A 21,154-nucleotide genomic window follows, 5' to 3' on the forward strand; every position below is an offset into this window, starting at 1 on the left:
ATGCTTGGAGGAATAAACTATCAAAGGTAGTTTAAAAGGCGGTCAAAAAGAACCGCAACACAAACTGAATGAAGCCATTACAGCGTCTGAAGTACGATTAGTTGGCTTAGAGAATGAAGCGCTTGGTGTTGTTTCACTAGAAGAAGCTTTAGATGAAGCGGAAAAAGCGGGTGTTGATTTAGTAGAAATTAGCCCGACGGCGAAACCACCAGTTTGTCGTGTAATGGACTACGGTAAGTTCCTTTACGAGAAAAGTAAGCAGCAAAAAGAGCAAAAGAAAAAGCAAAAACAGATTCAGGTTAAGGAAATTAAGTTCCGTCCTGGTACAGATGAAGGTGACTATCAAGTTAAATTACGTAACTTGAAGCGCTTCGTAGAAGGTGGCGATAAAGTGAAAGTAACTTTACGTTTCCGCGGTCGTGAGATGGCCCACCAAGAACTGGGTATTGAGCTTTTAACTCGCGTTAAAAACGATTTAGAAGAGCTTACAACAGTTGAGTCTTTCCCTCGTAGAGCGGAAGGTCGTCAAATGGTGATGGTGCTTGCACCGAAAAAATAATCAATAGCTGGTTTTAGCAAGTAGTAAAAAGTAATTTTTACTCACCACTATTGTTTTTAACGGGTAACTTTAGGCCTACAAGTAGAACAGCATTACGCCTGTTTTCGCCTAAGTTGCTAAATTTCAATGGCAATGTGGAGTTTACATCAATGCCTAAAATGAAAACTAATAAAGGTGCTGCAAAGCGCTTTAAAAAGACTGCTTCTGGCGGTTACAAATGCAAACAAGCTGGTCTTCGTCATATCTTGACTAAGCGTCGTACTAAAGTAAAACGTCATCTTCGTGCTAAAAGCATGGTTGCTGCTTCAGATGTGAAAGCAGTTGATAAATTACTTCGCAACGCTTAATTAAGAGGAGATTAGCACATGGCAAGAGTAAAACGCGGTGTAGTAGCACGTCGTTCTCACAAGAAAATATTAAAGCAAGCGAAAGGTTACTACGGTGCTCGTAGTCGCGTATATCGCGTTGCTTTCCAAGCTGTAACTAAAGCTGGCCAATACGCATACCGTGACCGTCGTCAACGTAAGCGTCAATTCCGTCAACTTTGGATTGCTCGTATTAATGCAGCAGCTCGTCAAAATGGTTTATCTTACAGCCGTTTCATCAATGGCTTGAAAAAAGCGTCGATTGAAATCGATCGTAAGATCCTAGCTGACATTGCAGTATATGACAAAGCAGCATTCTCTGTATTAGTTGAAAAAGCGCAAGCTTCTTTAGCTTAATTGAGACGTTGATATATGAAAAGGGCGCCCAATGGGCGTCCTTTTTCTTTTAGACAGATAACTTTTATTGTTAATTTGCTCTAATAGCGTCGTCACTAATGCTCATTTACCTGCGTAAACTGCGCGTTAGTTCCTTGCTCTTAAATCAATTAACGGCAAAAATTTTCATCTAAATTGTTTAAGTGGTTTTAGGTTTTAAGTTGAAAGTGCGTGGCTTCTTATTAAAGCTGAAAACTATGCAGCTAGGTTGTTTTATAAAATTTTGCGCGATTTTATCGTGAAAGTTCAGATATAATTGGCAACCATAGTGAATACGTTAGAGAACTTATTCGTTTATCACCATCGCTTGATGTTAAACAAATAGATTCTTACTTATAAAAGGTTTAAACGATGAGTAATGCTAATGGCGTTTTAGCCGTCAATGACGATTTACCTATTCGTACTGATTTACCCGTTCATAGCGGTAAAGTTCGCTCTGTTTATTGGTTAACAGCACAAGACAGTGCCCGATTAATTAAACAAAAAGGCTACAACGTACCAGCTGATACAGAACTTGCTATCATGGTAATTAGTGATCGTATTTCTGCGTTTGATTGTATTTGGCATGGCGAAGGCAATATGCGTGGCGTACCTGGCAAAGGCGCTGCACTTAATGCGATATCAAATCATTGGTTTAAATTATTTAAAGAGCAAGGCTTAGCAGATAGTCATATACTCGATATTCCGCATCCATTTGTATGGATTGTACAGAAAGCAAAACCAGTGATGATTGAAGCGATTTGTCGTAGTTATATTACCGGCTCAATGTGGCGTGCATACGAAAAGGGCGAACGCGAGTTTTGCGGTATAAATTTACCAGAAGGGCTACAGCGAGATACTAAGTTACCTCAATTGTTAATGACGCCGTCAACTAAAGGCATATTAAAGGGTATTCCAGGTGTGCCTGAAGCTGATGATGTAAACATTACGCGTGAAAACATTGTAAATAACCACAAGGCTTTTAACTTTCAATCTATCGAAGACGTTGATTTATACGAAAAGTTACTTAAAGAAGGTTTTGATGTTATCTCTTCAGCGTTAAGTAAACTGGATCAAATATTTGTCGATACTAAGTTTGAGTTTGGTTACGTTAAAGATAAAGTGGGTAATAATAAACTGATTTACATGGACGAAGTAGGTACACCTGATTCATCTCGTATTTGGGACGGTGCCTCTTATCGTAATGGTGAGGTTGTTGAGAACTCTAAAGAGGGCTTTAGACAATTATTACTGTCGCATTTTCCAGATCCTGATATTTTACTTAATAAAGAGCGCATGCCTGAACGTACGGCACTTGCAGAGGGTAACGCGTTACCTGTTGAGGTGTTAATGAAGGTTTCTAAAACCTATACAGACATCGCTGAAAAAATTACCGGCGAAAAAATCGTTCTTAGTGACGACCCTAAAGCAGAAATTATTGCTGTGTTAAAAGAGCAATATCAGTTAATTGATTAACGTATATTTTTATACTAAATATATTTTGTAAAACCTCGACATTGTTCGGGGTTTTTTATTGCTTTTTTTTATAGTAAATAATTTTGATACTGTATTTAAATACAGTTCGGTAAAAAGTGAACTTTCTACAAGAAAGAGAGAAAAATTCTCGCTTTCTACAAACGGTGTGCATAAGTAAAAGCGTTATCTAATTGATTAATTGGTAATAACAGGGTAGTTTGTTGTTTAATTTTTAATGAAGTAGAGGGAATGACTTCGTGTAGAAAGCGAGAATTATTCCTTCTAATAAGCTGTTATATTTTTAATCTTCCATCTCTCTTCTTCCTAAAATCAATTATGGAAATTTAATTTTATTATTCAAACATAAACACTAAAACACAAAATATTATATTTGAGTTGAAAAATTATAAGTTTAAGGTAAACTCAATTTATCATTTTTGTTTTTAGGTGTTTTATGGCACGGATTAGAACTCCCATTCCATTTAATAAATTAATGGAAGAAACTCCCCCACAAAAGTTTGTTCCTTTATTGGCAAAGTATAAAGCCACTGATACTCAAGGCAACTACCTTCACTGGGATAAATTTAAGTGGAAGGTTGAGAAAGGAGATGATGAAACTGCTGCTTGGATAGCAACTAAGCTTTCTAGAAAAACTATTACTAAATACATAAAGGCCTTGCAAGGAAAAAAAGAAGGAGAAGTATTTAGTTACTGTGTTCCTGACTCATTATTCTCTCAACTACATCATATCGATAAATTAACTGGTGGTGGTCATTCAATTGGTGATGGTTCATTTATTACAGCACGAGAAAAAGATCGTTACTTAGTAAAGAACTTGATGATGGAAGAAGCGATAACATCATCACAACTCGAAGGGGCATCCACCACAAGAAAAGTGGCAAAAGACATGTTAGAGAATAATAGAAAACCCTCTGACAAATCAGAGCAAATGATATTTAATAATTATCTGCTAATGAAAAAGGTAGTTGAAAGAAAAGATGAAGAATTAAGTATAGCTTTGTTATTGGAACTCCATGAAATAGCTACACACAATGCAATTGATAATAATGCAATTCCAGGAGAGATTAGGAACGACAACGATATTACAGTTAAAGATATGTACAACGAAATTGCGCATGAACCTCCATGCTATAAATCTTTAAAAGAAAGGCTAACTCTTCTCTGTGAATTCGCAAATCAATGTAATGATGGTGAAAACAGTGATAGTTTCATTCACCCTCTTGTAAAAGCGATAATACTTCACTTTATGATAGGTTTTATCCATCCGTTTGGTGACGGAAATGGTAGAACAGCGAGAGCATTGTTTTATTGGTTTATGCTAAGAAGTGGATATTGGCTTTTTGAATACGTTTCAATTAGTAAGTTAATTCAAGAGAAGAGAAGCGATTACGATACTGCCTATATTTATACTGAGACAGATGATTTAGATTTAACGTATTTTATTTATCATCAAACAGAAATTGTTAGAAAGGCTGTGGATGCTCTTCAAAAACATATTGAAGCTAAGAAAAGTGAGTTCTATCAGTTTATGGAATGGATTGAAAAAAGCCCACTGTCTAAGAAGCTTAAACGTGCCCAGCTTGAATTATTAAAAGATGCTGTAAAAGAACCCGGGAGAATATTTACTTCAAAACAGGTATCAACAGATTTTGATATTAACGAGGGTACGGCTAGGACATATTTAAATGGGCTTGTTGATGAAGATTTGCTTATTTCTACTAAGAGTAAAAGGGGCAAAACAATTCTCTATTTAGCTCCTCAAGGATTAAGAGATAAATTAAAAATATAACAAGGCATTTAAAAAGGCGGACACAAATAGCTGGCTTGTGCTCCTTCGTCGCCAAATTTTAGCCAGCTTATTTTATGCCGTTTAATGCGGCGTTATGTGTCTCAAGGGATTTATGAATCATCGAACTAAAGGAATTACTCAACTAGCATTTTCTTCGTTCTTTTTCTTGGCTAGTTTGTGGTGCTTGATGTGGGTGTTTTCTTCATCAAGTTTAGCTAGCGGTTATTGTGAGAGTAATTTTTCTCTATTTCATGAAGAGTTTAGGTGTAAACAACCTTACATTGCGTCTATTTTATTTCTAGCTTCAATTGTTAACTGTGGCGTATTATTTATATTAGGTTATAAAAACATTAAAGTTGGTGATAAAGCCACATAACAAGCTAATAAATAAGGACAAATTACAGTTGGTTTTTGCTCCTTCGTCGCGTATTTTAACCAACTACAATTTGCCCATTATTAGGGCGTTAGGTAATCAGGATGATTTGCCCTTTTTGTCACTACGAAAGAATAAAAGATGATCGCTCCCCAAATTGGGCTTGTCCTAATTGTGGGAAAGCGTATAAAAAGTACAAAAGTGTGCAACAAAGAAAGAAAAACATACAGGTTGAGCCTGCTGAAGACGATGATGAGGGAAATCCTAAAGTAGCACTTATCGCTTATTTCTTAGTTTTTATCTATGAGGTTAACAACCTGTATGACTTGCTTGTTTATAATAAAATTAGGTGGTGCGGAAATTGGAACTGTTCTTACTTTACTTATGAAGGGTTTCCTATAGGTTTTGTTGTTGCTGTTATCCTGCACTTTGTAATCTTATTTTTTTCAATTTATGTATTATTTAAAATTATCACGAATCGATGATTACCTAACAAGCCATTACAGTGCGGGACTTTTAACCGTTGGCTTTTCCTCACTGCGTTCGTTATTTTAGCCAACAATTAAAAGCCCCTGAATGGGGCGTTATGTTGTTAAAGGAGAGTTTCATTGAGTACGGATAAATCAGAGAATATGTTTTGGCCTGATATCTCAACATTAGAAAAAGCCGAAGGGGTTGCAAAAGGTTCTTGTGGTATACCTATTTTTGTTGCAAGTATTACTATTCTTGTTGTGCTTTATGGATACTTCTTTAGTCCTATATTAGGAATAACGCCTTGGGCATTAATAGACGCCTCAATATTTGGGTTAATTGCTTATGGTATGTTTCGAATTAACCGTTTGGTGTCGATACTCGGTTTGTTTTTTTATATTTGGTCTCAAGTAGATATGTTAACTACTCAGGGGGCTGGTTTTAGTGTTCTAGCTGTTTTCTTCATGATCTTTTGGTTTAACGGTATTCGAGGTGCTTTTAAATACCATAAGTTAAAAAAGCAAGCTGATAGTGTAGAGCAAGTAACAACATAACAAGGCAATTATGGATGGGACGCCTAAAGCTTGGCTGGCGCTCATTCTTCGCTAATTTTAGCCAAGCTTAATACGCCCCATATTGCGGCGTTAGCATTCAAGGAAGGTTTAGAGTGAAAAATGAGTTTGTCGTATTAATCCCTTTCATTGGAGTGCTCGGAGTAATTTTAGGGGCTTTCCTACAAGGTTTTTTCAACCGAAAAAATCAGAAGGTTAACAATTTATCAGAACTTCAAAATAAAGCTTATTCTGATTTTTTAAACTCAGTTTCAAAAATTGCCGTTGCTCAGCGAAATAATAAACGAAGTGAAGTAACTTTAGAGTTATCTAATTTAGCTGACGCTAAGGCTAGGATTTGTGTTTACGGTAATGCAACAGTTGTTAAGTTTCTCGCCATATTTTTAAGGGAAGGCGGAACTCTCCAAACAGAAACCGAAATATTAAGTTTTACTCATTTGTGTACTGAGATTCGTAGAGCTGTCGGTATGCATGATAAAGACTTAGTGCCATCAGATATATCTCAATTACTGTTTAGTCTCGATGTAAAAGACGTGAAAACACCGAGCAATTGAATGCTAACAAGTCACTTAAAAGGACAAAAAACAGTTGGTTTTTGCTCCTGCGTCGCTTATTTTAACCAACTGTTTTTTTGCCTCTTAGTGAGGCTACATGGACTCCCCTTTGTCAAGCACAAGCAGTCTATGACAACAAGAAGATCTGACAGCAGCTCTACATTCGGCGTTTATTAGCTATATACGCTATCGCCCTGATGATTTGCGCTTGCGCATGGCCTCATTCGTTAAACAGTATTTAAATACTTCCCGACTAAACAGGCTTTAATGCGCTCGGTCTGACCGTGTTATCGTCAATTGCTAATGCTACGACTCGGTGGGGTTAACCGTTTGGTTTAACCTTTTCTATTTTACATAATCAATCTGATATTCTTTTTCTGAGTGTAATAATGCCCAAATTAATCGGGCATTTTTTGCCGCTAATGCCACGGTGGCACGCTTAAACCCTCGTCGCTCGATAAGGTCTTTTATCCATAAACTGGTTCTGTCAGTTTTGTGCCTGCAGTTAGCAATCACGGCTCGCGCGCCATGAATGAGTGAGGTGCGAATATGTTTTTCGCCACGTTTGGATATTCTTCCTAACTTTACCTGTCCACCTGTAGTGTATTGCTTTGGTACTAAACCAATCCATGCACTAAAGGCACGAGAGGTGTCGAAGTCTTTGGCATCACAGACAGTAGCAACTACCGCGGTTGCGGTCACTTCGCCGACACCAGGAATACTCATTAAGCGTTTAGCGGCATGCATTTGATGGGCTAATTGATACAGTTTTCTGTCATGTTTAAGGATTTGTTCGTTTAACCCTTTTATCTCTTGCCATAAATCATGCAATAGCTCTCTGGCGAGCATAGGTAAGCCGTTCTCTGCATCTTCTAAAATACTGGTGATAGCATGTTGTGCTGGGTATCTACCTTTAGGCATAACAATACCGAACTCAGCGAGTAAGCCTCTAAGGCGATTAATCAGTGCTGTTCTGTCTTTGATAGCCCCTTGGCGAATACGATGTAAACACAATACGGCTTGTTGCTCTTCACTTTTAATACTCACAAACCGTGTTTTAGGACGTGTTACCGCTTCGCATATGGCTTCGGCGTCATTGGCATCATTTTTCTCATTTTGGCGATATGGGATAACAAACTTAGAGGCCATGATACGCACGTCATGACCAAGCTTAGTAAATTCTCTTGCCCAGTAATGAGCGCCAGAGCAAGCTTCCATGCCGATAATACATGGTGGCAATTTAGCAATTTCAGGTAACAGTTTGTTTCGCTTAACAGTTTTACGTAATTTACACTTGTCATGAGCATCCACACCGTGGATACTAAACACAGATTTGGCTAAATCAACGCCAATTGCTTTAATTAGTGACATATGGACTCTCCTCAATTGAAGCTCTTTATCAACTTCACTATGGCACATTGATGCTGAGTGGGGAGTCCATATCATTCGTTATATGCACATGGAGAAGTGGTGTTTAAATCTAAAGAATTAAATTCATTGCTAGAAAATGAGCTGAAAAGCGATAATCAAATTGCAGAAAGCTCTTCTTGGCCGCCAAAGTGTGAAACTCTAATTATTCTGAGTAATAGATTTAATCAAAAATATGAAAGTAGCGGCTTAGTATATAGAGAAATTAAAGACTCTCATTATTGGTACGCAGAATACTCAACAGTTGATGAGTCCGAATGTTTAGCTTGCAAGTAGTGCGCATATAACAAGCCATTACAGTAACGGGACTGCTAACAGCTTGCTCGGTTCCGCTTCGCTTCACAATTTTAGCAAGCTATTATCAGCCCCTGAATGGGGCGTTATGATTGCTTGAAAAACCGCGATGTTTATCGGGGTTATAAGAAACGGTGATATTAAGAGATTTTTAAGAGCGAAATCGGATTGAGCCCTTTTAAAATTCATGCTATTCCTTGAAGCAAGGCTTTGCCGCTTAAGACACGGCTGGCTTAAATGCGGACAAGCATCACTTCAAGGTAGTAGTGTTAAAAAGCCTCAGCTATTCCCATTTGGCGGTTAAACATTAATGTTTCGCGTATTAAAAGGCCACGGTTAACCATCAAGGGCTCAAGAACAAGCAACATAACAAGGGATTCAAGTCGGACAACGTCCAGTTTGTCAGGCTTCGCCTAATTTTAACAAACTGGACGTTGCCGCTTAATACACGGCGTTATATGCCAATTACATGTCACCATAGGGTGTTATTAAAATGTTATTAGGTCTAAATCTTAAATAAGGAAATATATGAGTCGGTGGATCGAGTCGTTTAACAATCATCCTTTTCAGGTGTCATGGAAACAAATTTTAGAGATCTCAGACGAGATTGTTGTCGATGACGACACAGTTACAACTAGTGTTGAAGAAGTCGCTAGGTTTACCAAGGTATCGACATTTGTTAATGAATTATTGCAAGCATGTGATCCAGAATTAATCCCTAGTTCAACATGGGATAACTTTCATAAGCAATCTAACGCTTGTCTGCAACAAGTTAATAATTATCAAAGTAATAGGAATATTACTCATATCACTAACGCAAATGCTAATTTGGATAACTTATTAACTTATATTAGGCCTTATCAAGTGGTCTCTGGAAAAGCAGCGAAATCTGCAAGTGCATCATATGTAGCTTACACAAAGACAATACATAAGAACCTAAGCGCTTTTCAAGAGGAAGCTAACGGTATTTTAGCTGAAATAAATGCATTAAAAGAACATGCATCTGAGAGCGCGGAAGAATCAAAAGTTGCAAATACTCGTATTAAGGAATTAGAAACTAGCTACTTTGATGATTCTGAAGAGGAAAGTTTGAGCTCTCGGATAAATCAACTTGAAGCGACACTAGAAGAAAACTACGAAAAAATACAAAATTATAAAACCAAATTAATCGACGGTGATTCATATTCTGAATCTATATCATCCGAAATTGAAACTGCACATGAAACAGCTAATTCCAGTTCCGAGAAAATAACTAATTTATTAAATGAAGTTAAATCAAAACTATCAGACTTCAAAAATTATCATACCGTTGTTTTTGGTGAAAAGAATGATGAAGGTGACTTTGAAGGTGGTTTAAAAGCTGAAATTATAGCCAGAGAAAATCACTTGGAAGAGTTTAAAAAACAGCAAGAAACAAAATATAAAGCATTAAACGATGAGATTGAAAGTTTATTACCGGGAGCTACTAGTGCAGGTTTAGCTTCTGCGTACCATGATCTAAAGGTTTCTTTTGATAACCCAATAAAAAATTATTCTAAATTGTTTTATGGCTCTATTTCGTTTTTGATATTGATCGCATTTATATCAATAACCCAAGAGCTGGGGTGGTTTTACATTAAATTTGTTGATGTAACTGATTTAACAAAGTTATTTTCAAATATTATATACAAGCTGCCTTTAATAATACCAGTCCTTTGGCTTACTCTATTTGCATCCAAAAGGCGAAGTGAAACTTTGCGATTACAACAGGAATATGCCCATAAAGAGGCTCTTGCAAAGTCTTATCAAAACTTTAAAACTCAAATTGAAGCACTAGAACAATCAGACCCAGAGCTAATGAAAAAATTACTTAGCTCTGCTATTGATGCTGTATCCAAAAATGCCTCAGATACACTTGATAAAAATCATGGTGATAAGACGCCAGTGCATGAAGGCGTAGATGGATTAATAAACTCTATGGAAAAAGTAAAAAAAGTATTTACATAGTTGGCATATAACAAGGCGTTTAAACGGAACTAAAACAGTTGACAAGGTTCCGCTTCACTTCACATTATAACCAACAATTTTAGTTCGCTTAACGCGGCGTTAGCATTTTTATCAACAATGGAGAGTAAAATGGAAGTTTTTAAAGCATCTGTTCAATATAATGATTTAAAAGGGTCTTGTGCCGCCGATAGAGCAGATAACTCTGACGCAACTGAATGGTTAAGGAATAATGGCCACATACAAGAAAACGAATTCCTTGTAGGTATTAGCATGTTTGCTGGTGAAAACCATGGAGAGCATCGAGACCCAGTGAGTGTAACGTTTTTAATAACCGATGAAACAGGTTTTAGAGCACTAGGGCAAAACTCTAGCGATTATGAAATTCGTAAAGTAAACGTAGATATGGAAATTACTGCATTTCTTGCTTTGTTCAAACGCTTTGAAATTACTTTATCAACTAACTCTTGCTTAGAAGGCAAAGAGTACTAAAAATGCTAACAAGGCGCTTAAACGGAAAAATTACTGTTGGCTGCAGCTCGTACCTCGCGCATTTTAGCCAAACTGTATTTTTCCGCTTAGCTTAGCGTTATGTGGCTGTGTTCAAGCTCGAAGAGGTTAAACATGCATCGGGATCTGCTCCGTATGGGAAAGCTTAAGGATTACGCGAACTATGACTGAAAGTCTTTCTAGGGTCCTGCTTGACAATGGAGTAATAGCGGCCTCCATTCCTGAAATAATTCCGCTATTTCGGCAAGCTTACATTTGCTCAGGTACTGTAGTGTTATCTCCGGGGCAGCGTTGGAATGAGCTGATGGTGATTCGTCAAGGTATTTTCAGGCTGTACTACTTGGATTCCAGTGGGAAAGAATCCAATAAAGGCTTTTTTAGCGAAAAGCAAATTCTTGCCCCGATAGCTCAATCTGCTATTAAAAAGCCTTCATTATTCTTCGTTGAAGCGCTGACTAATGTTGAAGTCTATAGCTGTGATTATGAACAGCTGGCCACGCTTCTGAACAAGTATTCTGGTGGGAGAAACTTTTACAACCGCCTGGCTGAGAACCTTCTTGAAGATAAAATTCGACGCGAAGTTATGTTCCTTCAGTTAGATGCAAGAGGTCGTTATGAGGGGTTTGTCACAGATTTTCCTGATCTGCACGAGCGAGTTCCACTCCACCATTTAGCCTCTTATCTCGGGATGACGGATGTAACTTTATCGCGTATTCGGAGAAAAAGCTGACTTAACAAATGTTAAGGAGCTAATTTAGCTCACTATCTATAATGCTCCTCCATTTACAGAAGTGAGGAGTTATACCTATGAGAAAATTTTTATTTAGTAAAATATTGGTTGTTACATTAGCTATTCTATCGTCGAAACTATATGCAGCACCTATTGACAAGTCAAAGTCGGCGTTAGTAATGATTGAGTATCAAAATGAGTGGGTAGCTGGTGATGGAACTCTGCGTAATCTTCTTGTTAAGGACGAAACTCTCTTTAAGTCTGCCATACAACATTCGAAAACTCTTTTGGCTACTGCCAGAAAAGAAGGAATAACCGTAATTCATGTAACGCTAAAGCCAGATGCCCAATATCGAATTTTTGGTGATGCGGAATTTGGTATCAGAGCGGCTATACCTAATGCTAAAACATGGCAGGGTGATATGCAGTCTATTCATCGCGACTTTATGCCTACGGCGAATGAACACGTTATTACTGAAAGAACGGGCGTTTCAGGCTTTGCTGGTAGTAACTTAGACAGTTTCTTACGTAATAATGGTATAGACACCATCTTTCTTGCAGGGTTTGCAACTCATGTGTGTGTAGAATCAACACTAAGGGATGCTCATGACAAAGGCTATCGCACTTTTGTGGTTACAGACGCTACGGGTGCTTTTACTCAATCCCAGCAAAGCTATTTTGAAAATGAAATACTTCATCATTTTGGTCATGGTATGAAAAGCACTGAATTTATAAAAACTTTTGATAATGGCTGAGGAAAGCCTGTAGAGTAAATCTTGCCAGCTAGCAAGAAAATCGTATTATGTTACAGTAGACGAAATAAGTGTAATCAATCGTCACATAACAAAACGCTTAAGTCACTCCCTTCGGTCGCTGGGACGCCTATACGCGGGGCGGCTTCGCCATTATGCCCCACGTATCTGCGCCCCTTAGCTTGGCGTTAGGTGTACTGAAGAATATGCGAATAATGGATGATTCAGATAACCAATTTGGTTTTGTTATTTGCTTAATTTCCGTATTAGCTTTGTTATCAGTTGTTTTGTCAGGAAAGGAGCAATGGCTCAAATATATAGCTCCAATATTTCTGCTTTGGGGTATAAACTGTGTTTGGGCTTACTTTAAAAAGAAAACTATTTATGGTTTGTACTTTCCAATATCAAATAACGCGCAAATTGTTTTTCGCATTATGGGGTTAGCTATTGGTATTTTATTTATTATTGTCAGTATAAGTATGTACACCTAACAAGCAATTAAAGCGAGACTTTTTACAGTTTGCTCAGTTTCGCTTCGCTACACAATTTTAGCAAACTATAAAAAGCCCCTTAATGTGGGCGTTAGCTATTTCGGAGAGTATGTGGTGCACAAGGAAGTAAAGCCTAAAAAACGTAATGAGTTTTCTCAATATATAGCAATATTTCTATCAGTCTTATTTACTACTTATATGAAACGAACTGTAGAAGACAGTTTTACTGATTTACAAGAGCTATCATTCCTGATGGATTTAGGTTTATATCTAATAATATTTATCCCGTTCCATTACTTAATTTCTAAATTTACTGATTGGCTCTATTCTGGCAGTGGCGAGAGCAATAGCTAACAAGTCATTAAAGCAGGACAAAAAACAGTTGGTTTTTGCTCGTACCTCGCTTATTTTAACCAACTATTTTATTGCCTCGTAATGAGGCGTTAGGTGCCTATTAGAGTCAGAGTTATGAATGAAAATAGAAAAGAAATTTCTCATCGATTAATTTATTCTGGTTGGGACTTTCAGCAAGCTTTATCTGCTCTGACTTTCTTACTCGAAGAGTGCGAGTACGATAAAAGGTATAGCAAAGTTGAAATGAGACGTTTTCGATGTTTTGAAACCACATTAATAGTTTCCTTTGCTAGGCCATTCAAAGCAGGGTGGGGCAGAGAAAACCTAGATTTATCAAAAATAGGTTTTACATTTACTGAAGAAGATTTAATTTTAAAAAACAAAATCATAAAGTTGAGAGATAAGGTTATTAGTCACTCTGATGAAGAGCAGATGCATTATAAATCATATTCTTTTAAGCCAATTGATGATCGTGATATTAGAGTGCCAATGACTGTATTTAATGAATCTTTATACTTAAATGAATCCGAGGTGAGGGCAATTGAAAATCTTTTGCATAGGGTATTGGACAAATTAGCTAAATATGAATTCGAGTTGGTCCAAGGTGAACATGAAGCATTTAATAAATCTAAAACACCAACTAATACGTAAAATTCACCTAACAAGCTGTTTAATCGGGACTTTTTATAGCCTGCTGAGTTCCGCTTCGCTACACATTTTAGCAGGCTAATAAAAAGCCCCTTAACAGGGCGTTATATTTTTTACTGCAATCGTCGATAAGGAAGTTGATAACAAATGAAGTTTATTCTTATAGGTCTTTTAGTTTTACTTGCTTTGCCTGCTCTTTCAGGCAAATACTCTAGTTGTGAAGATCCACAATACAAAGCTTATGTAGCAAAGAGGCTAGCCTTCTATGAAAAGCTCGAAAAAGAACGTTATAAAGAGGCGTTGGACAAGCTACAAGAAACCCCGTTTGAAAGTCTAAGTAAGCCAGAAAAAGAGCTTTTTTTAAGTTCAAATACAGTGCTCAGTGCGAGATTTGATACGAAAAAAGTTGCAGTGAAAAACATCAAAAGATTTGAAGAGATTCAGAAGCAAAAACCTTTTTATGCTAAATCAGGTGATATGCCTCACTTGGTTAACATTGCACGAGGCTGGATGGCATTAAATGCAGGAGATGAAAAGGCTGCGATTAATTATTTGTTAGATTCTACTAATACTAAGGGGTCACCTGTATTAGGTAGTTTTGGGCCAGATAAAACTCTAGTTAGGGCTTTATATCAACGAGGACACAATGAAGCTGTTTTAGAGTATTTGAGATTGGCAGAGTCATTTTGGAATACTGAAAGTGCAAAAAACTATATTGAAGTTTGGCGTAAGATGATAAAAAGTAGTTGTGCTATTCAATTTCAGTTCTACGATACTACATCGATTAAAGAGATAGGGTTGTAGTTGTTTAAAAAAATAACAAGCGCATTAAGCACGGGACTGCTAACTGTTTGCTCGGTTCCGCTACGCTTCACATTTTAGCAAACAATTATCAGCCCCTTATGCGGGCGTTAGGTTTCAAATTAAGTTGGAATTAAAATCATGACATGGATTTACAAATCATTTACATATGCACCTAAACCTAAAGGTTTTGCGAAAGTTGACAATTTGTTTAGAAGCGACTCTAAATTTGAAAAAATATTAAATAACTTTAGTGAATTAGGTTGGGAATACGTTGAAGCAATTAGTCTAAATGTTGGTATATTGTCGTCTAAAGAATATCTAATTTTACTTCGTGGTAAACAAGGTTCTGCGTACAATACTTTAGAGGAAAAGGCTTTAAACGAAGCAAAGGCGCAAGTTGAAACATAACAAGCTGTTAAACAAGGACAAAAAACAGTTGGTTTTTGCTCCTTCGTCGCTTATTTTAGCCAAGCATTTGTGCGCCCCATATGGCGGCGTTAGGTAAATCGCGTAATCAATATATTAAGGAGAATATTATGAAAAAGGCATTAATGATTTTAATTTGGTTTGTAGGGTTATCACTTATCTTTGCCTTTGTTGGTGGTTTAATGAATGGTCTTTCTGGTAACGCTATTTTTGAGAGCCAAAGCGCAGTTTTAATATCAACATTACTCGCTTTTATTGTTTCAGTTTTAGGTGTTTATAAGCAACTACTTCCATTTACAAAGCAATCACCCAAGGTTTAATTTACCTAACAAAGCAATTAAATAACGGACACGTAACAGTTTGCTCGGTTCCGCTTAGCTACACAGTTTTAGCAAACTAATAAAAAGCCCCTTAACGTGGGCTTATGTTTTCAAATGGAGTTGAAGTTGAGTTATCACAAATTAAAATTGATTGGCATTTTAATGCTGCCTTTGTTTCATGGAATGGCATTTCTTGGAGGATTTCAATTTCCAATATTTAAATATCTAAATCCTTACTATGATCTTCTTTATCCTCTTGTATTAATAATTTCTACAGTATTTTTTGTCTTAGGTGTTTTCAAAGAAAATAAAGTCAATGAACAAGGCTGGTCCAGTGACAAAATACTCACTATTGTCGGCGGATTTTTTATATTAATGAACTTTGTAGTTTCATTAATGATGTTCGCGACAATAACATAACAAGCTGTTTAACAAGGACAAAATACAGTTGGCTTTTGCTTCCTTGTCGCTTATTCTAGCCAACTATATTTTGCCCATTAACAGGGCGTTAGGCTTCACAATCAATAGAGCACTATGAAAATAATTAATTCAGATACTTTTGGTAAGGTTCTCAAACCAGCAAGTTTTGATGATCTGTTAAAAGGTATTACAACTGGCAGCTTGGATAGTAGTTCATTCATTACTCGTATGTGGCGAGGCCAAGGTGATTTAGATTGGCCTGTACACAGTTCTGGCTACAGAAGAATTGAACCATCTTCAGACGAAAGCTTGGCTCGTTATGAAGAAAGGCTTTTACTGCAAGCTACTCATAAAGGTTATCGTTTCCATGAAGGTAGAGAGCTTTCCGATATGGAGCTTCTGGCACGTTTACAGCATCATGGTGCAGCAACTCGTTTAGTTGATACAAGCCGAAATGCATTAGTCGCTCTTTGGTTTTGTTGTGTTTCGGAGCCAAATAAAACTGGTTCGTTAATTGGTGTACATACTGATTATCTTGGTGGGTATGAAGGTGAACCAGAGTTAGCTCCCTATAAAGAAGTAATAAGTGTGTTAGAAGAAATCGACCATCCCGTAACATGGGAACCACCATCGGTTACAAGGCGCATAGCCGCACAGCATTCTCAATTTTTGTATAGCAAAGTAGTAAAAGACAAATGGGGTAGCTTAGCGCTACCAAAAGAAGAAGGTGTTACTGCCATCTACGCTATTAGCCCTTCCCTAAAAGAACAGGCTCTTACAATTCTTCAGGAAGCATTCGATATTCGCCATTTAACGTTATTCCCTGATTTAGATGGTTTTGGTCAAGCTAATAGCCATGAAAAATATGAATTCTACAATAACAGATGGTAAAGCCTAACAAGTCGTTTAAAAGGACAAAAAACAGTTGGCTTTTGCTCCTTCGTCGCTAATTTTAGCCAACAATTAAAAGCCCCTGAATGGGGCTACATGGACTCCCCCGATTGTCAAAGAATTCACTTTGATAATTAGCTATAAGACTGCACCTCTACATTCGGCCTATTCGTTGAGTGTTTCACTCGGACCAAGATGAGTATTCGCTTGGAAACGTGTCTTATTCGTTAGACGAGCTCTTAAAGCTCACCCCAATTCAACAGACTTTAGCTTCCTCGGTCTGAACTAATTGTCATCAGTGCCTTCGCAGGACTCGGTTGGAAACCTTTTGTGTAATATACAGCTGTGTATTACATGTTTATGTTTTTTCTTACTACGCATTAAGCAACGACTTTATAATCTTCTTTTTTAACCATCAACGTCCAAATCAATCGCGCATTTCTTGCCGCCAACGCGACGGCGGCTCTTAAGTAACCGCGTCGAGTGATTAACTCTCTGACCCAACAACTCACTTTATCTTGTTTGTCTCTAAGGTTGGCCATGACTGCTCTCGCACCGTGAATTAAACACATGCGCAGGTATTTATCACCTCGCTTGGTAATGCGACCGAGCCGAATTTTTCCTCCTGTAGTGAACTGGCGAGGAACTAAGCCTAACCAAGCACAGAACTGGCGGCTGTTTTTAAATAGTCGAGGGTCAGGCACATTGGCTGATACGGCCGTGGCTACTTGCTCACCAACACCAGGAATGGTCATTAAGCGTTGTGCGATACTATCTTCGCGTACTTGCTGTGCAAGCGCGCGGTCATAACAGAGAATTTGCTCGTTGGCTTGTTTGATACGTTGCCACAGGTTATCAATCATCTGCCGGGCTAAAGGCGGTAAACCATTTTCTGCATCTTCGAGGATATCTTGAATTACACCTTGCAAGCTATAGCGCCCTTTAGCGATAACAATACCAAATTCAGATAGCAAGCCTCGCAGTTGATTAATCATGGTGGTGCGCTCTTTCACTAACCCTTGGCGTACACGATGTAACGTCATGACGGCTTGTTGGTCAGCTGTTTTCACTGGCACATGCCAAATATTAGGTCGCATTGCTGCTTCACAAATCGCTTCGGCATCGTTATTATCGTTTTTACCGCCAGTGCGAAAAGGTTCGATGAACTTGGCGGCAATAATCGCGACTTGGTGTCCAAGAGAATTACACTGACGCGCCCAATAATGCGCGCCACTACATGCCTCCATGGCAATGAGACAAGGGTTGAGTTGAGCAATAAAGGGAAGTAGTTTTTTACGTGATAACGTTTTCCTTAATACAATTTTTCCAAGCTCATTCATGCCAACCAGGCTAAACGTATTTTTTGCTAAATCGATACCAAGTGTTTTAATGTTATTCAAGATGGGCCCCTTTTTTAAGTTTCGCACCTTAAGTTTGGCAAAATTTGCCAGAGTCAGGGGGAGTCCATCTCATTCGTTATGTCTATGGAGTTTGAATGAGAGTTGTGAGTATGGCTCTAATTGATATGAGCTATCTATTGATATCTGCGATTAGTATTGGCGTAGCATTTCTAACTCAGTACTGGATTGGCTTTGGTTATGTAAATGCGGTGCTACTTTTGTTTCTGCTTTACTTGGCTATTGTGCGAATTCCTTTAGTCTTAAATTGGTCTAGTAACTTATATGGCTCCGTTTTTACTCGCGTATTTTTCTTTCAAGTATTTTCGATAATCTCATACGCTATCTGTTACAACGAATCACCTGCATTAAGTGGGAAATTTGAAGATTATTGGGATGCCTTATATTTTAGTGCTACAACATGGACTACTTTAGGTTACGGAGATATAAATCCTATTGGAAACATTCGTTTGCTTTCATCAATCCAAGCCTTAACTGGCTTATCAACTTTGCCAGTCTTAGCATCAGTAATTTGGTTGTATTGTGAACGACGCCTGTGGGATAAAAGTCAGGAAGAACAAGGCAAAGAAGATTATCAATTAACAACAGATAGTGCTCTCGGTCATTTTGTTGAAATAGAAAGCGAAAAAACAAAAGAAGAACAAAGAAAGCGAAACAAAATAAAGCTAAATCCTTGTAATTGTGATAATTCAGAACCATTTATAGAAAAATATTTTGATATTATCGGGGTATTAACCCCACTGGCTAACTTTATAGTTATTTGTAAGGGTTGTGGTGAGTTTTCAAAACCTAAAAAGAATGCTTATCTTGCAGCATGGGCATGGAATAGACATAACAAGGCGCTTAAACGGAACTAAAACAGTTGGTTAGGTTTCGCTTTGCTACACATTATAACCAACAATTTTAGTCCGCTTAGCGCGGCGTTATGCCTCTGGAGAGAGTGATGGATAAATATCTAGTTACCAAAGAAGAAATAGGGGAATTAGAAGGCATTTCAAAAACTCATTTTCTTAATAAGAATGCCAAAAGGATTAATAAATCACTCGGTGATCTAGTAGGTTTAACTGGTTTCGGATTCCACATTATTGAAATTCAACCGGGCTATGAATCTACAGAATTTCATAAGCACTACCATGAGGATGAATGCGTTTATGTTTTGGAAGGTAACGCTGAAGCACAAGTAGGTGACAAAACATATTCAGTAAAGGCCGGTGATTTCTTAGGTTATCGAGCTGGTGGTGAGGCTCACGCCCTACGTAATACTGGCAATTGCCTTTTAAAATGTATCGTAGTTGGCCAGCGGCTAGATCACGATGTTGGTGATTACCCTAAACTGAAAAAACGTATTTATCGTCAAAAGAATATGCCATGGAATCTTGTAGACATTGAAAACATTAGTGAGCCAAATGCAGGAAAAAAGGAATAACAATTACATTAAAAATCGCTCCACTTCGTTACGCTGGACGTCGCTAACGCTCGGCCTTTTATGTGGGCGTTAGGCATCAATTTATCCAATTAGAGTATATACAATGAAAATGAATTATTTTGTGTTTGGAACAAATAATAAAGAAAAAGCCGTTGCGTTTTATGATGATTTATTTGATGGGTGTGGATTAAATAAAATACACGATCAAGGGCGAATGACACTCTGGGGAAACGAAGACTTCATGTTTGCCATAGCCGAACCGTTTGATGAAAATCCAGCCTCGAACGGAAATGGCACTATGCTTGGTTTACATGTTGATTCAATTGATGAAGTAAATCGATTACATAAAAAAGCTCTTGATTTAGGCGGTGTTAGTGAAGGTGAACCTAGAATACGTTCTAATATGCATTCCGCTTATATAAGGGATTTAGACAATAATAAAGTATGTTTCTATACGAGTAATGCCTAACAAGAAAATAAATCAGTACAAATAACAGTTGGTTATTGTTCCAACGTCGCTTATTTTAACCAATTGTAATTTGTCCATTATTCGGGCTTTAGAAGTTTCAATCACCGACATGGAGTTCATGTGAATAAATACCTATTAATAATGTCTTTAGCCATTTCATCGTTTAACACTACAGCATCAAATTTAATCAATGATGAGCGAGTTACAGATCAAAAAAGTTGCTTTACTTGGATTTTTACTGATTACGCTTCATGGCGTAATGGCATGGAGAAAAAATTCAAAAGAAAAATAAAATCAGAGGAAAAGCTTAATCAAGCTTTGACTCGGTTTGATTCGCGTTTCGGCAAAGAAAAATTCGATTTTTACCAGAACAATTTGTCGTGTTCTACCTTTAATTATTCTGTTGATGGACACACTGTAAAAGGCTATATAATCAAGCCAAAAGCCTCAAAAGGTAAATTGCCCGTATTAATTTATAACCGTGGTGGAAATGGTAACTTTGGCGGTGTTGTTTTTGGCTCAATGATGCATAACTTGTTTCCTATTGCTAAGGAAGGCTTTGTTATTATTGGTAGTCAATATCGAGGAACGTTCACGAAGAATTCTTCGGCTCACGATGAATTTGGTGGAAGTGATGTTAATGATGTTACAGCATTATTAGATTTCATCCCAAGTATTGAAGGGGCTGATTCGCAAAGAGTTGGTATGTATGGCGCTAGTCGAGGTGGAATGCAAACATTCCTAGCTTTAAAAAATGCAAAAAATATAAAAGCTGTAGCTACTATTGCTGGCGCTACAGATCTTTTAAAGGAGCTAGAATTTCGCCCAGTTATGGAGAAGGTTTATTCTCGTCGAATTCCAAACTATGATAAAAACAAGGTTACAGAGTTAAATAAGCGCTCTGTGCTGAAATGGGTAAATGAATTGTCACCTAATGTCCCTATATTACTTCTACATGGTGAAAATGATAAACGCGTATCTGTTAATAACTCTATTGCTTTAGCCGCTGCGCTATCAAAAAATAATATTCCTCATAAACTTGTTGTATACCCTGAAGACAATCATGGTTTAATGCAAAACAAAGAAAAGGCAAATAAAGAGCTAGTTAATTGGTTTCTAGAGTATCTATAAAAATGTCTAACAAGGCCATAAAGTCGGACACGTAATGCTTGCTTCGGTTCCACTTCACTTTACAATTTTAGCAAGCTATTAAAAGCTCCAGAGGGGCATTAGAT

At 37.5% G+C, this 21,154-nt stretch carries 26 protein-coding genes; 24 read left to right on the plus strand and 2 right to left on the minus strand.

The genetic code is table 11. The annotated features are described in order from the left end of the window. Positions 1-19: 19 nt before the first annotated feature. From infC to QUE09_RS08685, 8 genes are all read left to right on the plus strand, one after another. A complete protein-coding gene (gene infC, locus QUE09_RS08650; RefSeq protein ID WP_286235908.1) occupies positions 20-559 on the plus strand; it encodes a translation initiation factor IF-3 in 540 nt (179 codons plus the stop codon). A gap of 149 nt (positions 560-708) precedes the next feature. After that, positions 709-906 (plus strand): 50S ribosomal protein L35, encoded by a 198-nt coding sequence (gene rpmI / locus QUE09_RS08655; protein ID WP_193021437.1) that lies wholly within the window; start codon positions 709-711, stop codon positions 904-906. 18 nt (positions 907-924) lie between these two features. Beyond that, positions 925-1,281: a 50S ribosomal protein L20 gene (gene rplT / locus QUE09_RS08660; RefSeq protein ID WP_074499380.1), complete on the plus strand. Its 357-nt coding sequence runs from the start codon at positions 925-927 to the stop codon at positions 1,279-1,281. Positions 1,282-1,671: 390 nt separating this feature from the next. Next, positions 1,672-2,775, plus strand: coding sequence for a phosphoribosylaminoimidazolesuccinocarboxamide synthase (locus QUE09_RS08665; protein WP_286235798.1), 1,104 nt, complete (start codon positions 1,672-1,674; stop codon positions 2,773-2,775). Positions 2,776-3,229: 454 nt separating this feature from the next. Beyond that, positions 3,230-4,585, plus strand: coding sequence for a Fic family protein (locus QUE09_RS08670; RefSeq protein ID WP_286235799.1), 1,356 nt, complete (start codon positions 3,230-3,232; stop codon positions 4,583-4,585). A 477-nt stretch (positions 4,586-5,062) separates the two neighbouring features. Next, a complete protein-coding gene (locus tag QUE09_RS08675) occupies positions 5,063-5,443 on the plus strand; it encodes a hypothetical protein (protein ID WP_286235800.1) in 381 nt (126 codons plus the stop codon). Between the two features lie 123 nt (positions 5,444-5,566). Further along, the gene (locus QUE09_RS08680) at positions 5,567-5,983 is read left to right on the plus strand and encodes a hypothetical protein (protein WP_286235801.1); all 417 of its coding nucleotides are present in this window, start codon (positions 5,567-5,569) and stop codon (positions 5,981-5,983) included. 113 nt (positions 5,984-6,096) lie between these two features. Continuing rightward, on the plus strand, positions 6,097-6,555 hold the full coding sequence (locus QUE09_RS08685) for a hypothetical protein (RefSeq protein WP_286235802.1): 459 nt from the start codon (positions 6,097-6,099) through the stop codon (positions 6,553-6,555). A gap of 345 nt (positions 6,556-6,900) precedes the next feature. Here QUE09_RS08685 and QUE09_RS08690 read toward each other — a convergent pair whose 3' ends face one another. After that, complete coding sequence (locus tag QUE09_RS08690; RefSeq protein ID WP_286235592.1) at positions 6,901-7,926, minus strand: IS110 family RNA-guided transposase; 1,026 nt, start codon at positions 7,924-7,926, stop codon at positions 6,901-6,903. Between the two features lie 99 nt (positions 7,927-8,025). On the opposite strand from QUE09_RS08690, the gene QUE09_RS08695 reads away from it, so the two are divergent. From QUE09_RS08695 to QUE09_RS08750, 12 genes are all read left to right on the plus strand, one after another. Next, positions 8,026-8,259, plus strand: coding sequence for a hypothetical protein (locus QUE09_RS08695; protein ID WP_286235803.1), 234 nt, complete (start codon positions 8,026-8,028; stop codon positions 8,257-8,259). 588 nt (positions 8,260-8,847) lie between these two features. After that, the gene (locus QUE09_RS08700; RefSeq protein WP_286235804.1) at positions 8,848-10,263 is read left to right on the plus strand and encodes a hypothetical protein; all 1,416 of its coding nucleotides are present in this window, start codon (positions 8,848-8,850) and stop codon (positions 10,261-10,263) included. Positions 10,264-10,392: 129 nt separating this feature from the next. After that, positions 10,393-10,752, plus strand: coding sequence for a hypothetical protein (locus QUE09_RS08705; RefSeq protein ID WP_286235805.1), 360 nt, complete (start codon positions 10,393-10,395; stop codon positions 10,750-10,752). Positions 10,753-10,933: 181 nt separating this feature from the next. Next, positions 10,934-11,500, plus strand: coding sequence for a Crp/Fnr family transcriptional regulator (locus QUE09_RS08710; protein WP_286235806.1), 567 nt, complete (start codon positions 10,934-10,936; stop codon positions 11,498-11,500). A gap of 77 nt (positions 11,501-11,577) precedes the next feature. Further along, complete coding sequence (locus tag QUE09_RS08715) at positions 11,578-12,255, plus strand: cysteine hydrolase family protein (protein ID WP_286235807.1); 678 nt, start codon at positions 11,578-11,580, stop codon at positions 12,253-12,255. Positions 12,256-12,407: 152 nt separating this feature from the next. Further along, positions 12,408-12,743 carry a hypothetical protein gene (locus tag QUE09_RS08720; protein WP_286235808.1) on the plus strand — a complete coding sequence of 112 codons (336 nt, stop codon included), beginning with the start codon at positions 12,408-12,410 and terminating at the stop codon, positions 12,741-12,743. Between the two features lie 114 nt (positions 12,744-12,857). Continuing rightward, positions 12,858-13,097 (plus strand): hypothetical protein, encoded by a 240-nt coding sequence (locus tag QUE09_RS08725; RefSeq protein WP_286235809.1) that lies wholly within the window; start codon positions 12,858-12,860, stop codon positions 13,095-13,097. A 114-nt stretch (positions 13,098-13,211) separates the two neighbouring features. Further along, a complete protein-coding gene (locus QUE09_RS08730; RefSeq protein WP_286235810.1) occupies positions 13,212-13,748 on the plus strand; it encodes a hypothetical protein in 537 nt (178 codons plus the stop codon). Between the two features lie 144 nt (positions 13,749-13,892). Then, positions 13,893-14,549 (plus strand): hypothetical protein, encoded by a 657-nt coding sequence (locus QUE09_RS08735; protein ID WP_286235811.1) that lies wholly within the window; start codon positions 13,893-13,895, stop codon positions 14,547-14,549. A 138-nt stretch (positions 14,550-14,687) separates the two neighbouring features. Continuing rightward, entirely contained in the window at positions 14,688-14,957 is a 270-nt protein-coding gene (locus tag QUE09_RS08740) for a hypothetical protein (RefSeq protein WP_286235812.1), read from the plus strand. A gap of 128 nt (positions 14,958-15,085) precedes the next feature. Next, on the plus strand, positions 15,086-15,295 hold the full coding sequence (locus QUE09_RS08745) for a hypothetical protein (protein ID WP_286235813.1): 210 nt from the start codon (positions 15,086-15,088) through the stop codon (positions 15,293-15,295). Positions 15,296-15,829: 534 nt separating this feature from the next. Beyond that, positions 15,830-16,606 (plus strand): FRG domain-containing protein, encoded by a 777-nt coding sequence (locus QUE09_RS08750; RefSeq protein WP_286235814.1) that lies wholly within the window; start codon positions 15,830-15,832, stop codon positions 16,604-16,606. 380 nt (positions 16,607-16,986) lie between these two features. Here the strand turns inward: QUE09_RS08750 and QUE09_RS08755 are convergent, their stop codons facing one another. Continuing rightward, on the minus strand, positions 16,987-18,006 hold the full coding sequence (locus QUE09_RS08755; protein ID WP_286235815.1) for an IS110 family RNA-guided transposase: 1,020 nt from the start codon (positions 18,004-18,006) through the stop codon (positions 16,987-16,989). A gap of 95 nt (positions 18,007-18,101) precedes the next feature. On the opposite strand from QUE09_RS08755, the gene QUE09_RS08760 reads away from it, so the two are divergent. From QUE09_RS08760 to QUE09_RS08775, 4 genes are all read left to right on the plus strand, one after another. Beyond that, complete coding sequence (locus tag QUE09_RS08760) at positions 18,102-18,881, plus strand: potassium channel family protein (RefSeq protein ID WP_286235816.1); 780 nt, start codon at positions 18,102-18,104, stop codon at positions 18,879-18,881. 86 nt (positions 18,882-18,967) lie between these two features. Then, positions 18,968-19,450: a cupin domain-containing protein gene (locus QUE09_RS08765; RefSeq protein WP_286235817.1), complete on the plus strand. Its 483-nt coding sequence runs from the start codon at positions 18,968-18,970 to the stop codon at positions 19,448-19,450. 121 nt (positions 19,451-19,571) lie between these two features. Beyond that, positions 19,572-19,919: a VOC family protein gene (locus QUE09_RS08770; protein WP_286235818.1), complete on the plus strand. Its 348-nt coding sequence runs from the start codon at positions 19,572-19,574 to the stop codon at positions 19,917-19,919. Between the two features lie 120 nt (positions 19,920-20,039). Continuing rightward, on the plus strand, positions 20,040-21,050 hold the full coding sequence (locus QUE09_RS08775) for an alpha/beta hydrolase family protein (protein WP_286235819.1): 1,011 nt from the start codon (positions 20,040-20,042) through the stop codon (positions 21,048-21,050). Positions 21,051-21,154: the final 104 nt, after the last annotated feature.

The organism is Thalassotalea sediminis (assembly GCF_030295915.1).
Classification (GTDB): domain Bacteria; phylum Pseudomonadota; class Gammaproteobacteria; order Enterobacterales; family Alteromonadaceae; genus Thalassotalea_C; species Thalassotalea_C sediminis.